The 17003-nt window shown below is 62.0% G+C and carries 13 protein-coding genes; 4 read left to right on the plus strand and 9 right to left on the minus strand.

The annotated features are described in order from the left end of the window. Positions 1 to 34: 34 nt before the first annotated feature. Entirely contained in the window at positions 35 to 985 is a 951-nt protein-coding gene (locus AB1792_06270; GenBank protein MEW5701817.1) for a substrate-binding domain-containing protein, read from the minus strand. A 229-nt stretch (positions 986 to 1214) separates the two neighbouring features. On the opposite strand from AB1792_06270, the gene AB1792_06275 reads away from it, so the two are divergent. Both AB1792_06275 and AB1792_06280 read left to right on the plus strand, forming a co-directional pair. After that, the gene (locus AB1792_06275; protein ID MEW5701818.1) at positions 1215 to 2159 is read left to right on the plus strand and encodes a hypothetical protein; all 945 of its coding nucleotides are present in this window, start codon (positions 1215 to 1217) and stop codon (positions 2157 to 2159) included. Further along, positions 2156 to 5434: an amidohydrolase family protein gene (locus AB1792_06280; protein MEW5701819.1), complete on the plus strand. Its 3279-nt coding sequence runs from the start codon at positions 2156 to 2158 to the stop codon at positions 5432 to 5434. The genes AB1792_06275 and AB1792_06280 overlap by 4 nt, the downstream gene beginning before the upstream one ends. Positions 5435 to 5793: 359 nt before the next feature. On the opposite strand, the gene AB1792_06285 is transcribed toward AB1792_06280, so the two are convergent. The 6 genes from AB1792_06285 to asnA all read right to left on the minus strand — a co-directional run bounded on the left by AB1792_06285 (position 5794) and on the right by asnA (position 12447). Further along, positions 5794 to 7401, minus strand: a complete 1608-nt coding sequence (locus AB1792_06285; GenBank protein MEW5701820.1) for a transglutaminase domain-containing protein — start codon at positions 7399 to 7401, stop codon at positions 5794 to 5796. A 266-nt stretch (positions 7402 to 7667) separates the two neighbouring features. Next, the gene (locus tag AB1792_06290; protein ID MEW5701821.1) at positions 7668 to 7964 is read right to left on the minus strand and encodes a GYD domain-containing protein; all 297 of its coding nucleotides are present in this window, start codon (positions 7962 to 7964) and stop codon (positions 7668 to 7670) included. Between the two features lie 218 nt (positions 7965 to 8182). Next, on the minus strand, positions 8183 to 8719 hold the full coding sequence (locus AB1792_06295; GenBank protein MEW5701822.1) for a hemerythrin domain-containing protein: 537 nt from the start codon (positions 8717 to 8719) through the stop codon (positions 8183 to 8185). Between the two features lie 34 nt (positions 8720 to 8753). Further along, positions 8754 to 9578 (minus strand): hypothetical protein, encoded by an 825-nt coding sequence (locus tag AB1792_06300; protein ID MEW5701823.1) that lies wholly within the window; start codon positions 9576 to 9578, stop codon positions 8754 to 8756. Between the two features lie 165 nt (positions 9579 to 9743). Beyond that, positions 9744 to 11162: an aldehyde dehydrogenase family protein gene (locus tag AB1792_06305; protein MEW5701824.1), complete on the minus strand. Its 1419-nt coding sequence runs from the start codon at positions 11160 to 11162 to the stop codon at positions 9744 to 9746. Positions 11163 to 11316: 154 nt separating this feature from the next. Then, entirely contained in the window at positions 11317 to 12447 is a 1131-nt protein-coding gene (gene asnA / locus AB1792_06310; protein MEW5701825.1) for an aspartate--ammonia ligase, read from the minus strand. A 255-nt stretch (positions 12448 to 12702) separates the two neighbouring features. On the opposite strand from asnA, the gene AB1792_06315 reads away from it, so the two are divergent. Next, entirely contained in the window at positions 12703 to 13638 is a 936-nt protein-coding gene (locus AB1792_06315) for a cation diffusion facilitator family transporter (GenBank protein ID MEW5701826.1), read from the plus strand. Positions 13639 to 13669: 31 nt separating this feature from the next. Here AB1792_06315 and AB1792_06320 read toward each other — a convergent pair whose 3' ends face one another. Continuing rightward, a complete protein-coding gene (locus tag AB1792_06320; GenBank protein ID MEW5701827.1) occupies positions 13670 to 14362 on the minus strand; it encodes a LiaF domain-containing protein in 693 nt (230 codons plus the stop codon). Between the two features lie 208 nt (positions 14363 to 14570). After that, positions 14571 to 15899 (minus strand): NCS2 family permease, encoded by a 1329-nt coding sequence (locus AB1792_06325; protein ID MEW5701828.1) that lies wholly within the window; start codon positions 15897 to 15899, stop codon positions 14571 to 14573. 447 nt (positions 15900 to 16346) lie between these two features. Here AB1792_06325 and AB1792_06330 point away from each other — a divergent pair. Further along, positions 16347 to 17003, plus strand: a 657-nt coding sequence (locus AB1792_06330) for a hypothetical protein (GenBank protein ID MEW5701829.1), incomplete at its 3' end; no start/stop codon positions are given.

Genomic DNA, 17003 nt, shown 5'->3' on the forward strand with positions numbered 1-17003 from the left:
AACTGGGCGAGACGGCCCCTCGGGAGGATCATCATCAGGAAGCATCGGCCTGGGCGAACAGAGTACAGGGTATCAGGATGGTTGGTGCGACGGCAGTCCCGGACAGGTATGCATTCACCACTTCGATCGTCATGCGACCGATCTCTCGGGGTTGCTGAACGACATCGGCGTAGATCTTCCCGGCCTTGATCGCTTCCCGCGCTTCGGGGACGGCATCGAAACCGATGATCTTGACACGACCCACCTTGCCGGCCTTCTCGACCGCCGCCAGCGCCCCCAGCGCTGAATCGTCATTGATGCCGAAGATCGCATCCAATTCAGGATGTGCCTGCAGGATGTCTTCGGCAGTCCGGAACGCCTGGTCTTTCACGCCGTGTCCGGAGAGCTTGGCCACGACATGCATTCCCGGGTGAAGTTGCATCTCCTCCTCGAAGCCCCGCACGCGTTGGATGACCGATTCCACTTCCGGATGGTCGATGATCGCCACGGTTCCACTCTCACCCAGCGCCTTCGCCACCGCCTGGGCCGCCAAGGCACCTCCGGCCACATTGTCGGAGGCAACGTGGGATACGACCTTCACGCCTTCCGCGAGGCAGGCGATGTCGGCGGTGAAAACAGGTATGCCGGCATCATTGGCCGCCTTCACCGCCGTCCCGATCGATTTGGAGTCGCAGGGGGCCACGATGATGGCATCCACCTTGCGAACGATGAAGTCATTGATCTGATCCTTCTGCCGGGCCACGTCGAATTCCCCGGCCGTGACCAACAGCTTGAAACCGGCGAAGGAGGCCGCCTCAGTCAGCCCGGATTCCAGATCCTGGTAGAACGGATGCGTGCGTGTCAACAGCGACACGCCGATCGTGATGCTCTTCGCGTGATCCATCGTCGTGGATGTTCGCTGCTGCTGTTCACCGGACCTTCCGCATGCGGCAAACAGCAAACAGGCCACGGCAACAACACCAAGACCAAATGGCTTCGAGCGCAAGTTCACCTCCCGGAAGTCGCTTACAGAATGGGGCACTGACGACACACGCGAATCGCGTCACATGCCAACCGGGAAGCTACGCCAACGATCCTGCCAGGACAAGCGCCTTACGAGTGACCCGCCCGACGGTCCCTGAAGTGCGACGGCCCCCACCGTTGACCGAAAGGTCCTCCGTCGTTATGTTGGCTCGGGCGGTTCCCCGGTCTGACCCGCAGATCGCTGAGGGACAATGATCAATGGCGTCCATTTCCTTCTGACCTACAGTTGCACCAGCGAGTGCGACCACTGCTTCCTGCACTGCCGCCCCGACGCACCGGGGACCTTCACAGTCGGACGGTTGGAGGAAGCGCTGCATCAGGTCGAGAAGGTCGGCACGGTCGAGTGGGTCTATTTTGAAGGCGGAGAACCGTTCCTCTTCTACCCTCTCATGCTGCATGGCATCCGTCGGGCCCGAGACCTGGGATTCAGAGCGGGCGTGGTGACGAACTGCTACTGGTCAAACTCAGAGGCAGATGCTCGCCTCTGGCTTGAGCCTCTGCGCGAGCTGGATTTGGCTGATCTGAGCGTGAGCGATGATGATCTTCACCATGGAGACGAGGGACACGATCGCGTGAGAGGAGTCGTGACCGCCGCCAACGAGCTGGGAATCCCGGTCAGCACAATCTGCATTGAACGCGTGCGTCCTGAACAGAAGGCACGGCACGGCGCACAGGGTGCTCCGGTGACCGGTGGCAGTGTCATGTATCGTGGCCGCGCCGTGGAAAAACTGACCGACGGACTACCCCGGATGAAGTGGGAGCACTTGGACAAGTGTCCACACGAAGAGTTGGAAAACCCCGAACGAGTCCACATCGATCCCTACGGGCATGTGCACCTGTGCCAGGGACTGAGCATGGGCAATATCTGGGAGAAGCCGTTGGCTTCGCTGATCGCCGGCTATGATCCCCGTTCGCACCCGATCTGCGGACCGTTGCTTCGCGGCGGACCGGCGGAATTGGTCCGGACATACGGCCTTGACCATCAGGATGGATACGTGGACGAGTGCCACCAGTGCTATGAAGCGCGCCGGGCCTTGCTGGGCCGTCTCCCGCAGTGGCTCGCACCGCCACAGGTGTACGGTATCAGGGACATCGCGGAGCATGACGCTGAAGCGTCGGGAGGTCTGAGAGCATGAAGAGAGTCCGGGGACTGACATCGATTCTTCTGGCCGCCGGGATCGTGGCGCTGTCCGCCTCAACAGGGCGATGCGAAACGCCGGCCGACAGCGCAAAGGCGAAGGACACGACCGAACAGAAGTGGAACGTCTGTGTGCCGCACATTCCCTCCGATACGATCGAGATGGAGGCCACCGAGGGGACTTGGATCTCCGTAGATGTTTCCCCGAATGGCCGCGAGATCGTCTTTGATTTGCTCGGCGACATCTACAAGATGCCGATCACGGGAGGCGAGGCCACGCTCCTGTCCGGCGGACTGTCGTACGACATTCAGCCCCGTTTTAGCCCGGACGGTAAGTCAATCCTGTTCACGAGTGATCGGGGCGGCGGGGACAACATCTGGATGATGGATACGGACGGTACCAAGCCGGTTCAGATCACCAAGGAGGATTTTCGCCTCCTGAACAACGCCTCCTGGCACCCGGGCGGAACCTACATCGTGGCCCGAAAGCACTTCACGAGCCGGCGGAGTCTGGGAGCCGGTGAGATGTGGATGTACAAAGTCCCGGAGGGAGGCGCCGGTGTCGGTTTGACCAAGCGCAAGAATGACCAGCAGGACGCCAATGAACCGGTCTTCTCGCCCGATGCGCGGTATCTCTACTGGTCCGAGGACATGTCTCCGGGCGGATACTTCCAGTACAACAAGGACCCCAACGGCACGATCTACGTGGTCCGCCGCCTCGACCTGCAGACCAATGAGATTCGTAATATCATCGATATCACCGGCGGTGCTTGTCGCCCGCAGCCCAGCCCCGATGGCAAAACGATCGCCTTCGTGCGTCGCGTGCGCGGCAAGTCGATCCTGGCGCTGTTCGATCTGGCGAGCGACCAGATCCGGCATCTGTGGACAGGTCTCGATAATGACCAGCAGGAAACATGGTCGCTGTTCGGCGTCTATCCCGGCTTCAGTTGGACCCCTGACGGTAAGCACATCGTCATTTGGGCCAAGGGGAAGATCTGGAGCGTCGATGTAGGCACGGGGACCCCGAGCGAGATCCCCTTCCACGTTCACGTGGAACAGACGGTCGCCAAGGCGCTGCGATTCCCCCAGAAAGTCGGTCAGCCCGAGTGTGCCGTCAAGGTAGTCCGGTGGCCACAGGCGTTGCCCGGTGGACAGGATGCGGTCGTGCAGGCGCTGGGGTACCTGTACCGCAAGTCGCTCCGCGACGGCACGCGCACCCGGATCACGCGCCAGACCGATCACTTCGAGTTTGCCCCGGCGCTGTCGCCCGATGGTCGGGAGGTCGTATTCGTCACCTGGGATGACACCTCAGGCGGCACGATTCGCCGCGTCGGCCTCGACGGACGCAATGAACGCGTGATCGTCTCGCGCCCGGGCCACTATATCTGGGCCCAGTCCTCCCCGGATGGCAAATCAATCGTCTATCAACGCGGCACCGGGGACACGTACCGTGGTCGACTCTGGGAGAATGACCCGGGCATATACATCGTCGATGCCGACGGCGCCACAGCGCCGCGGTTCCTCACGCGCGATGGCAGAGCACCACGGTTCTCGCGCGATGGGAAACGGATCTACCTGATTTCCAACGAGGGAGAAAACGCGGCGTTCATCAGCGTCGATCTGTTGGGATCGGACCGTCGCGTGCATGCCACCTCGCAACGGGCCGTCGACTTCTGCCTATCACCCGACGAGACCCATCTCGCCTTCGAGGAACTCTGGCAGACTTATGTTCTGCCGTTTCCCCATGTCAGTGTTCCCATCGAGATCAGCCCCGAGATGACCAACTTGCCCGTGAGACGGCTCTCCACCGACGGCGGTACGTATCTGAATTGGTCCCCCGACAGCAAGTCGGTCTATTGGAGCTTGGGGCCCCAGATGTTCCAAGCCGAGATTGCTGTATTGTATGCGAGGGACACGTCACAGACTCCCGATTCCACGAAGGCATTCAAGCCCACGACATACAGCATCGGCTGGCAGGAGAAGACCGACATACCGAGCACAGACCTCTACTTCGTCGGCGCCAAGGTCCTGCCGATGAATGATCTGTCGGTGATTCCCGATGGCGTGGTCCACGTGAAAGGGAATCGCATCATCGAAGTTGGCTCCAAAGGGAACGTTTCGATACCACCAATCGCCAAGATCGTTGATGTGAGCGGAAAGACCTTGATGCCGGGGCTGATCGACGTCCATGCCCATCCCGGCTCCAGTGATCAGTCCATCTACTCGGAACAAGACTGGGCCTTTCTGGCCAACCTCGCCTTCGGCGTTACCACCATGCACGACCCCAGCAACAACTCGGAGATGATCTTCGCCGCCGCTGAACTACAGAATCAGGGTGCGCTGCTCTCGCCCCGCATCTTCAGCACGGGGACGATTCTCTACGGCGCCGAGGGGAACTTCAAGGCCGTCATCAACAAGTATGAGGATGCCGTAAGCGCCATCAAACGCACGGCCGCCTGGGGCGCCATCTCGGTCAAGAGCTACAACCAGCCGCGTCGCGAGCAACGGCAGATGGTGATCAAAGCCGGACATGAGCTCGGCGTGATGGTTGTCCCTGAGGGCGGCTCCACCCTAAATCACATGATGACCATGGTCCTCGACGGCCACACGACGCTGGAGCATACGATCCCCGTCGCGCCGTTGTATGAACCCGAGTTGCAGTCGATCGGTCGCTCAGCTACCGGCTATACGCCGACCTTGATCGTCGGCTATGGCGGCCTCTGGGGAGAGAACTACTGGTATCAGCACAGCAACGTCTGGGAGAATGAACGTCTGATGCGCTTCGTGCCGCGATGGTTCGTCGACCCGCGCTCGATCCGCCGCACAATGGCTCCCGAGTCCGAGTATCACCATTTCGCTTTGGCCCGCACCGCCACCGACATCCTGCATCATGGCGGCAATGTCGAGCTCGGCGCACACGGGCAACTTCAGGGACTCGGCGCCCATTGGGAGCTCTGGATGCTGCAACAAGGCGGGATGACCAACCACGAGGCACTGCGCTGCGCCACCTGGATGGGTGCGCACTCGATCGGTCTCGACGGCGAACTCGGCAGCATCCGGCCCGGCATGCTCGCCGACATCATCGTCATCGAGGGTGATCCCACAACCGACATCCGCCAATCGCAGAACGTGCTCTATACCATGATCAACGGCCGGCTCTATGATGCCGCGACGCTCACCGAGCTTGAACCGGAACACAAACCGCTGCCGAAGGGCCCGAACCTTGAGAGTGTGTCAGGAAGAGATGTCGGCGACGGGTGTTTGGGGGAGTAGCAGGTTGCTGAAGGCCGCAGGTACGTGATCGATTCCCCACACTTGTCATCCCGAGCGACTTGTCCCGAGCGAAGTCGAGGGAAGCGAGGGATCTGCTGTTTCTTTGGACGAGAGGAAGAAGCAGATGCCTCACTGCGTTCGGCATGACAGAAGCGGTACTTCTCTTCTGTGCAGCCCGGGCAGACCTGCGAGAGCATCCAAAGACATCCCAACCCAGTGGTGCCGGGTACCCACACCCAGTGGTGTAAGATGTGCCTCGCCCACTACATCCTACACATGGTGGGCTTCGCCCGCCACAGCCCCAGACATGGTGGGCAGAGCCCACCCTACACTGGAATCGTCATGGAGCAAGGCTGCGTCTACTGCTTCTTCCCCTCCGCCGGGAGCGGCGACCACTCGCCGATGTGCTCGCCGTAGACCTTGCACTTCCCCTTCGAGGTCCAGAGCGAATTCGAATTGTAGTTCCACTCCAGAAACTCGGAGCCGCCGCCGCTTTGGGTGGTGATCAGGAGAGTGTTGTTGAGATACCCGACCGCGGCGGCCTGGCCCGCCGGCGTTTTCTGGTCGCCGCGCGAGGGATCGATGGGAATCCAGCCGATGTTCGGCAGGTACACCTCGACCCAGCGGTGGAAGACATCGTCGGTGGAGGCATCGTCGCCACGGATCGCCACGGAGCCGACATACCGCGCCGGCAGACCGGCGGAACGCGCCATCCCGATGAACACGAAGGAATACTCCGAGCAGGAGCCGGTGCCGCGCTTGAGCACGGTCGGCCCGATGTTCCAGCCGCCGACCATCTCGTATTCCATGTGCGCAATGATGTAGTCGAAGATCTTGCGCGCCACCCAATAGGCGTTCTGCTCACCGCCGATGGCCTCCCGTGTTGACGCCACAATGAACGAGTCTGACGTGCGGTATTTGGTGTCATCGACCAGATACAGGTCGCGTACCTCCTTGGGGATGTCCTTCAACGTGCCGACGTCCTCCGGGAAGATGAACCAGCGCGTCTGGAATAGCTCCGCCTCGATCGTCATCGAGGCGCGCAGCCGCCCCACCGCCTTGATGTCCGTGCCCCGGTAGTGCGCGACCTTCTGTCCCCAACGATCGGTGAGAATGTCATCCGGCGGCGGATTGAAGACGATCTCGCCCAACAACTCCTGATTGGGCCTGTTCTCGGGGATGGCCAGGTAGAGATCGACCGAACTCACCATATCGGGACCATAGTTGCGGAACTCTTCGGTATATTCGAGTCGCTCCCTCTTGCTGTCGCCGTGCGAGAAGACAGTCTTGTCCTTGCGGATCAGCCGGTAGAGCTTGTCGTTCTGATAATCGACGTTCCAAATATGCGACCCGTCGAATGCCAGCCCGCGCGCATACTTCCCAGGCGCCTTGAACGCGAGAATGACCTGGCCCTTGTCCGGGGTCACCATGTAGATCATGTCTGCATCGCGGTCGGCGACCCACAGGTACTTCCCGTCGAACGTCAACCCGCGCGGCTCGCCGGCGGGTGAAGGAAACTCCACGATCGTCGTGCCGTCGTCAGTGGCGATCTGATACAACTTGTCCGCACGATAGTCGGCGACCCAGAGGTAACGACCATCCCAGGCGAGTGCTTGCGGGGCGTCCGAGGGCGCCGGAATGCTCTTCTCCGAGACACCGGTGGCCGGATTGAACCGGTGGATCATCTTCTCCTCGGTGTCCAGCGCCCAGAGGTACTTCCCATCCCACGCCAGCCCTTCAATCTGGTATCCCGGCGCGGGAATGGCCGAAATGATCGAACCATCAGATGGTGAGATCTGGTACAGTGAATCGCTCTTGCGATCGGCGAGCCACAGCGACTTGCCGTCAAAGGCCAATCCGGTGGGGCAACTCCCTGGCGTGGGGAATTCGCGCTCGATGTCTCCCGGCGCGGCGTAGGCGCTGACGGCTGCTGCCAGACTGATGACCATCAGTAATACTGGACTCATTCGCTTCATTTGACACCTCCCGATAGAACAGTGATTGGGCAGCAAGAACCACAAAGTAGAGACTCCTGCTGCATTGACTCTGCACAAAGTGGATCCGTCACTCCCCCAAGGCCGCCAACTGTCATCCCGAGCGAATCCCGCGCTCTCCGAGCGCGGGATGAAGCGAGGGATCTGCTGTTTCTGCATGGAGAGGAAAGCAGATGCTCCGCTCCGCTCAGCATGACAGGAACCGTGGTTCAGCAAATCTGCGGGCTCTCCCGCGTCTGCTATATCTCCGCCGCCAACTCCAGAACCCGCTTGTACGGTATCGCCACCCAGCTCTCGGCCTGAGCGGCGCCATTGGCCAAGCCGATCATCGAGACCTTGGCCGCAGTGTCTTCATCCGGGGCCTCGTAGATGTCGAGGAAGTCGTAGGGTCCCAAGAGACCATAGTGGGCGACAAACTTCACTCCGGGGCACTTCTCGCGCACCCGTTCCATCCAGGCCCGCCCCAGCGAGGCACGGTCCTTCATCTTCGCTGTCACATCGGGCGACAGCTTCGTCATCAGCACAAATGTGGGCATGACGGACCTCCTTTCCCGGCAACATGTCACCTTGCGACCGGCAAGGCAAGTGCCGTGATGAGGTCCCACCGCTTCGCGAGGAGTGCCTGAAAACGTGGGAGAGAGCGGAGGGGATCCGGCCGTGGCCGTTAGACGGATCGGCAAACAAGGGGCTTAAGCCCCTTGTTTACCTGTACGTCGGCGAATCGCCTTCGTCTCGTGGGGTCCTACAGCCGTTTCTACCGCAATCCCTCTGCCCAAGCACGATGCAAGGACGTCACCGCTTCGCGGCTGGTCTCGGCTTCTGCGAATTGGGTCCTGATCACCTGCTGTTGGGATTCGCCCATGACGCGGTCGGCCATGGGAAAGAGGATGGCATCCTCTTTGTGGATGTGGGCGCGCAGCAACGCGACATACTCGTGTGCCGCGTCTGTGAGGGCCTGACGCGCGCCCGCGTCACCGCGCACAGCCGCGTCGAGCGATTCGCTTATGGCGCGAACATGGCCGCGCCCCAAATCATGCTCGTAGAGCATGACACCGATCGGCCCGCCCTCCCGTGGCACACCCGCGGCTTCCATACGGGGGAAGAGAATCGACTCTTCTTTCTGGTGGTGAATCCCGTCCGCAAACTCGCGAATGAAGGCGATGGCGCGGCGGAAGAAGTCGCCGTCAACCGCGCCCCCTGAGGTCACACTGTCCGCAGCCCGCTCCAAGGCATCCAGGACTCGTTCAATCACGCGGTGTTCCGCTTCCAACGACTGACACAATACCGACATCTGTACTCTCCCGGTCTTGGCGGGATGTCGCCGCTCATGGTGCCGGCAATTCCGCCGTCTGCGTGACTTCTACCTTCAGCGCGTGGCCCGCCGGGAGCTCGATCTGTTTCCCCTTTGTGGCCAGGGCGGCCGCTCCCCCTGCGGCAGCGCCGACTGCCGCGCCGACGGCAGCTCCCTTCCCCTTCTTCTTGCTCGTCAAGGCGCCGACGATCCCACCGACCACGGCTCCGCCACCGACTTTTGCCTCATCACTGATTTTGTCGCCCTCGCCCTCCAGAACAATTGGCGACGCCGTAATGGAGTGTGCAGTGCCGGATGCGTCGACGATACTCTCGATTTGAAGCGTCATGCGGGCCTTGCCTTTGGTGCGGTGCGGCTCCTCCACTTCCGTCAGTCGTCCCCGCATCTCCGAGCCCGCCGGGACTACGGTGGCGCCTTCGACGATGATCGCTTCGGCCACTCGCGCCGTGAACAAATCGCCCACCTGGTTCGAGTCGGTCCGCAGGGGCGTAACGAGCTCGACCGAGATCGCCGTCCCGGCTGGCACCGATGCCGTCTTCGCAACGACCGGCGGCTTCTTCTCGGTCTCCTGACTGGGAGGCGCGTCCTTCTTCGTGGGCGGCTTCGGCTTCTGCGTCGCTGGCGGCTTCGTTTGCGCCGGCGGCGCTTCTGTCGAGACCGCCAACGATTCCGTCTTCACATCGGCCGGGAGCTTCGCTTCCTGCCCAGTGGCCGGTGACGTCGTCTCCGTCCCCGAAGCCGGGGGTTGGCTCGACTTCTGATCCTTCGTGCTGCAGCCGGTCAGCCCGACCACGGCAGCCGCGGCAGCGATGATGACCCATCGGTTGACGATATTCATTTCTTCCTCCCTTTCCGGTCATCGCGCGACCGCACTGTCGCGCGGGCACGACTCTGCCAGGAAGTTATACCGCGTCGCCGCCCAGCCGCAACTCCATTCGGACAGCCAGCGGCATGGCCAAGCCCGCCGGCGACCCCGACCCCGGCGGAACTCACAGGCCCACGATCAGAAGTTCCGATTGTATTCCGCTTCGATGCGCGCGGCAGAGAGCGATTCGTTCATGTAGTCCGCCTTGTCGAAGCTTAGCCACCGCGGGTTGGGACGACGGCGCGTGATGCGATGTATGTTGAGCAAATGCCGCACCGTGATGTTATCGGTCGTTGTATTGTGCGCGCCGGTGCCGCAACTGAGCGTGAAAGAAGGGGGCAGCGTGTTAAACATGCCGCCCAACGCTCCAAACGTGGCCGGCATGTTGACCAGGATGCGCCCCGCCCCGATCACGCGCGAGAAGTACTCAATCCGTTCATCGGTGTTGGAGTAGATGACGGCAGTGTGCCCCAGTCCACCAAACACCGTGATCTCGCTGCAGCGCTCGATGGCCGTATCGAAATCCCCTTCGATGTAGAACGCCAGGATGGGAGCCAGGATCTCGGCGGACAGCGGGTAATCCGGTCCGACGCCATCAAGGGGCGCAATCAAGAGGACGGCTTGCTCGGGAACACGGATGCCGGCGCTGCGCGCAATCGCGGGGACCGACTGCCCCACGATCGTCGCCCGCATCATCCGTCGCTCCCGATCGTACGCCACCAGGCCGACCTTCTCAATCTCATCGGACGAGAGGAAATGCGCTCCCTGCCTCCGGAACTCCGCGACCACTTCGTCGGCCACCGCGCGCTTCACGACCACGGCCTGCTCGCTGGCACACACGGTCCCGTTGTCAAAGGTCTTCGATTCGACGATGCTCCGAACGGCAAACGGGATGTCGGCCGTTTGGCCGATGTACACCGGGACGTTGCCGGGGCCGACGCCGATCGTCGGTGTGCCCGACGTGGATGCCTTGCGCACCACCGAATCGGTTCCGGTTGCCAGAATCAGTGCCAAATGGCGGTCCGACATCAGATCACTGATCGTCTCCGGCGATGCCTTGTCCAGACACTGCACACATCCCTCGGGCGCTCCGGCTCCAATAGCCGCCCGATAGCAAATGTCCACGGCCGCCATCGTGCAGCGCCGCCCGCCCGCCGGCGGACTGACGATCAGCGGATTGCGTGTCTTCATCGCAATGAGGATCTTGAAGATCGTCGTCGAGGTCGGGTTCGTGATCGGAATGAAGCCCAGGATGGGACCGAGCGGCTGCGCCACCTCCACGATCCCGCTGCGCGTGTCTTCCGCGATTACGCCGACTGTACGCACTCTCTTGATGTCCTCATAGACAAGCTGCGTGGCCATCACGTTCTTCAGCACTTTGTGCTGCCAGACCCCCAGTCCGGTCTCCTCGTGTGCGAGACGTGCCAGCGGGACGCGCTGGTCCAAGGCCGCCAGATAGACGGCGCGGACAATCGCGTCTGTCTGCTTCTGATCGAGACGGCGGAAGGCACCGGCCGCCTCTTGGGCCTTGCGGATGATCTCCTGGGCTCGCGACATCGGTCAATCGTCCCTGAACTGAAATACGGAGAATCTCAGGAGCAAATCAAGCGCTCCGTCGACCCTGATGCCCCCACCGCACGGCAGCCGAAAGTGAGAGGGGTCCAGGGATGTTCCCCCGGACCCCTTCGGATGACCGCAGGTCGGCAACCGGCTATTCCAGCACGTAGATTCGTTTCTTGCGACACATGTCCTTGAGGATTTGCGGCCATACGGTGACGCTGCATTCGCCCAGATGCGCCTTGCGCAGCAGGTACATATACACGCGTGATTGGCCGATGCCGCCGCCGATCGACAGCGGAATCTGGTTGTTGATGATCGCCTGATGGTATGGCAGCTTGAGAAAGTCCATCTGCCCGGTGATCTCCAGTTGCTGCTTCAGCGTCTCCGGAGTCACGCGAATGCCCATGGAGGAAAGCTCGTGGCGGCGGCGTGTCACCGGGTTCCACACCAGAATGTCGCCGTTGAGCCCGTGCATCGGCCGGCCGTCCCTCGACTTTGTCTCCGTGACCCAATCATCATAATCCGCCGCCCGCATCTCGTGGGGGTAGCCGTCCTTCAACGTCCAGCCGATCCCATAGATGAAGATCGCCGGATACACCTGTAGAATCTCTGTCTCGCGCTGTTTCCGCGGCAAATCGGGATAACGCTCGAGGATCTCTTCCGCGTGTAGGAAGGTCAGTTTCTCCGGCATCGGCGGGTACTTGCTGGAGTTCAGTTGCGGGAACTGGCTGCGGACATGCGCCTCCGCGCTCCGCAGGACCTTCCAGAGTTTCTCGACCACGCCGGTCAGGAAGTCGAGCGTACGCTGCTGCGGCGTGATGACCAACTCCCAATCCCACTGGTCCACATAGGCCGAGTGGTCGTGGTCGAGGAAGTAGTCCTTGCGGACGGCGCGCATGTCGGTGTACAACCCTTCGCCGGGCTTCATCCCGAATTGCCTCAACGCCATCCGTTTCCACTTAGTCGCCGCCTGGACGACCTGAGCATCGATCGGATGCTTGTCGTAGTCATTCGAGATGTGGAATTGGATCGGCGTGCGCGATCCGTCACGGTCCAGATAATCATTGACGCCGCTCTCCACGTCCACGATCAACGGCACTTCCACACGGATGAGATTGAGTTCCCGGCACAATCCCTCCTCAATGTGGTTCTTGGCCACGGTGATCGCCCGCTGGGTATCCCGCGGATTCAGGAGCGAGTCGTAGTCATTCGGCAGCACTTTCTCCAGTTCGTCGTAGTTCCCGATTCCCGGTCCCGCCAGGTCGGCCTTCTTGTCGGCCATCGCTGTGTCTCCTCTCCCCAAGGACAGTGTTTGCCCAATCGCAAAAGTGGCCCAACATACCGGCCTCCCCCGGGACTGTCAACGGCTCCCCGGAAGTGATTGACAGCGCGTTGTCAAAGTTCTTCGAAGATCGACTCGCCGCCGTACATGGGCCTGCCCGGATGCCGGCCGGCGAAAACGCGCCGTTGCCTCACTGCCATCGTTGGCCGAGATTGCCGGAACGAATCCGCGCGGAGGATCGCGGCCCACCAACTTATGGGGAATGCAGCCACCGTCGGCACCGCCAGTCTTCCCAAGGCGCGCACATACGCCTATCTGTCCGTGGCCGCGTCCATCCTGACCCTGGCCCTGAAGCTGGTCGCCTACTGGCTGACCGGATCGGTGGGACTGCTTTCGGACGCGGCGGAATCACTCATCAATCTCGCCGCGGCGCTCGTAGCGGTGTGGGCGCTGACCGTTGCCGGCCGCCCCCCGGATGCCAAGCACGCCTATGGGCACTCCAAGGCAGAGTACTTCGCCAGCGCCACGGAGGGACTGCTGATCCTGTTGGCGGCTGTGGGGATCGGCGCCACCGCATGGGAGCGCCTGCTGCACCCACAACCTCTGGTGAATGTCTGGACCGGGTTGGCGATCTCAGGGGCGGCCGCGGTCATCAACGGCACGGTTGCGGTCATGCTCCTGCGCGCCGGGCGACGGCTTCGTTCCATCACCCTGGCGGCTGACGCACACCATCTGTTGACCGATGTCTGGACGACCGGCGGCGTCCTCATCGCGGTCGGTCTCGTCCGGGTGACAGGGTGGTTCATTCTCGATCCCCTTGTGGCGATCATCGTCGCCGTGAACATCGTCTGGACCGGGCTGCGCCTCCTGCGCGACACGGCGGAAGGCGTGCTCGATACGGCGATCTCGGAGCCGGATCAGCAGGTCATTGCCGAAATCCTGGAACCGTACCGGGTGGAGGGTGTCGCCTTCCACGCCCTGCGAACGCGCGTCGCCGGACAACGCCGATTCATCGCCCTGCACATCCTTGTGCCCGGAGATTGGACGGTGCAGCGCGGTCATGCCCTCTGCGAGGAGGTCGAAGCCAAGATCGTCGCGGCTCTCCCCAAGAGCACCGTCGACACCCACCTGGAACCGGTCGAGGAATCTGTGTCATGGGGGGATGAAGGACTCGACCGTCATGGCGGTTGAGGTACCTTGGACTGCAGGTTCGCGGATCCAGCTACCGCTTGACCTCGATGCCGCCAAAGATCGCCGTGGCATCAATGAGCAATCGTGGCTGACCAGTGATGGCTTGGGAATCCGCGCGCCCAACTGTGTCCTCGATTCCCCCCAAGATGGCAGAGCCATCGACGACGACCTGCCAGTCCTCCGGCACTTGGACCTCAATGCCCCCAAAGATCGCGAGGAGATCGAGATTCACATCGCCGGACGCCAATGCCGCCTGACGCAAATCGACCTCGGCGCCGCCAAAGACAACCGTGACATTGCCGCCGCTGAACTGCCGGCTCGTGATCGCTTCATCCACGCCGCCGAAAACAACCCACTGATCAATGGCGTCTGCCTCCGAGGTGGCGCGCGCCGCCGGCTGGGCCCGACGCAGCACCAGCCAGAGCCCCGACACGATCAGCAGCGCACCGAGCAGCGCCACGAGCGTCCTCAGACTCAACAACTCCAATCGAAAGGCCAGGAGTGCCGCACCCAAACCGATCAACAGCAGCGGCCAGAGCGCGAGGCGGAATCTCATGCCCGCCCATTGCCATACACCGACAATGATAATGAGCGCGGGCCAGAAAAGAGCAAACGTCGCGCCCACACTGCGTCCGGTCCAAGTCGAGACCAGGAAGAGCACCCCCAGCCCCACGACCGTCAGACCAAAGACCACTCGGCTGCCCGAACCGCTCACACCGGACATGATCCACCTCCTCGGATTGCGTCTACCATGGCACCAGCCGGGAGAAAAGCCTGGCCCCTCACTCGCTCGGATTGGTACGTGGCTTCTCGGATGAGGTTTCGCGCCCGAGAGCCCGGCTGGCCCCCGCCGACTTGGGACGAGGGCCAACCCGCATGTTCCGCCGCACGCTCTCCTCGCCCCGATGGGCATCGCGCCGTGCGTCGTCGGCTCATGCGACCACGTAGCGAAGGATGAACAGGGCCGCCACCGCATACATGGCGGGATGCACGTCGGCACGACGACCGGCTGCGACTTTGACGATGGGATAGGAGACGAATCCGAACGTCAGCCCGTCGCTGATGGAAAACGTCAACGGTATCCCGATGGCGATCAGGAATGCCGGAAGTGCCTCGGTCAGATCGTCCCAGGGGATTTCCCGTGCCATCTGCACCATCAATGCACCGACAACGATCAACGCCGGCGCTGTGATCGGCCGTAAGATCCCCCCTCCTGCGATCGGCACGCCACCCGCGACCGCCTTGACCAGCGGCGCGAAAAACAACGACATCAGGAACAACGCCGCCGTGACGAGAGCCGCCACGCCGGTCTTCGCCCCTGCCATGATGCCGCTCGCCGACTCGATGTACGCCGTGACGGTCGAAGTACCCAGGACCGCCCCCCCGACGCCGCCCAGAGCATCGGCTGCGAATGCCCGTGACGCCCGCGGGAGCTTCCCATTTACGAAATACCCGGCGCGCTTGCCCAGCGCCGCCAGTGTCCCGGTCGCATCGAAGACCGCCATGAACAGGAAGACGAAGAGCGCCGACAGAAACGCCGAATCGAGTGTCGGTGTCCAGTCCAGCTTGCCGAGCGTTGGCGCCAGTGACGGCGGCGCCGCGACGATTCCATCCAGCTTTACGAACCCCGCGATCATCCCGCCGATCGCGGTCAGCAGCAAACCCCAGAACACCGCGGCGGGTACACGACGGACCATGAGGATCCCGGTAACGGTCAAGCCCGCCAGCGCCAGCAGCGTCGCCGGATGGGACAGATCGCCCAACTGCACCAAGCCGCCGGGATTGTTCTTCACGATCCCGGCATCGGCAAAGCCGATAAAGGCGATGAAGATCCCAACGCCGACGCCAGTGGCGGCCTTGAGGACGTCGGGGATCGCATCGAGGACCGCGCGGCGAATCGGCCCGAATGAGAGGACCACGAAGATCACACCGGCATAGAACACAGCCGACAGCGCTTCCTGCCACGCCATCCCCGTGGCAATCACCACGCCGAACACGAAGAAGAAGTTCTCCCCCATACCCGGGGCCAAAGCGATCGGATAGTTGGCCCAGACACCCATGATCACCGTGGCGAGCGCCGCCGAGATGCATGTGGCGGCCAGCACCGCCCCAAAGTCCATCCCCGCCTGCACCAAGAGCGCCGGTTGCAGGAAGATGATGTAGGCCATGGTGAGGAACGCCGTTACGCCGCCTGCCAGTTCATCCCGCCAGCGCGCGCCACGCGGGGCGAATTCAAAGTAGCGTTCCATCGCGCTTTTCATCGGGTTCCTCCGCCAGCACCATGCCTCTGTTGCGTCCCCTCACCCCCTCGACTTTGCTCGGGGCAGACTTGACCTCGCCCTCCGGGAGAGGTCGATCCGTCAAGAGGACGGATCGGGTGAGGGTGCTTCTTCATCCGTCTTCTTATCAGAGGCCGCAGGTCCGATCCCCTGTCTTCCCAGCCGTCCTAGCACAGTTGAAGCATGACAGCCGTACTTGTCAAGTGGAGAACTGTCCACCGGAACAGGCTCACGCCACCGTGGCTTCGTCGACATCGTTCTACGACTATATTTGTCGATTATGGGCCTCGTTGGTCAAATCATGGCGCTTGACACCGGCTTTGACCACGCTACATTGAGATCGAGGATGTGCGGGTCGCATGTCCTTTCCCTGACACCGCTGGCACAATCAGGTTCTCTACATGCGCGATTGCCTTGGAGGGTAATCCGATGCGCCGAATTCGAACGCTACTCTGGCTTCTCGGCTGTGTCTGGCTCGGTCTCTCCTTGGGGCTGGTCACGATTCAGGCGGCCGATTCCCCCGAGACTGTGGAGAAGATGGTGCGGCGTAGGCGGATGCAGCAGTTGATGAACCCCGAGCTGGAGCGTCGGCGCGCCAATGCCCATTGGAACCCATACGCAGATGGTCGAGGCCGCACCGCTCCGGGTACGGAAGGCACGGTAGTCGGTGACCAATCGCTCCTCGTCAACCCTGTGTTTAGGATCGCCAGCGCACCGCCTCCCGATCCGGTTGGGTCGCTGGCCGTCGGCAACACATTATACGACTACCAGCACGATCTCACGATGCACCATCAGGTCGGTCGGTGTGCGAATGGGACCATCGTCCATTTCAGTTGGATGTTCTGGGACAAGATCCCGGCGAGCATCGATGATCCCGACCGGTTTGTGAGCTACAGTTCCTACACGATCGGGACGGGCTTCAACCAGCCGTACAACGGCGTGACGATTTCTCTGGGCACCTTTGCCCGTGGCGGTTACTGCGGCGGCGAGCCGGACGGTGACAACGCCTGGCATGCGTCGTTCCACCAGAAGGCCGAAGCGGGCAGCCCGTACTCGTCATGGCACCTGTACTTCCCGACACCGGGT

The organism is Candidatus Zixiibacteriota bacterium (assembly GCA_040752595.1).
Classification (GTDB): Bacteria; Zixibacteria; MSB-5A5; order WJJR01; family WJJR01; genus JACQFV01.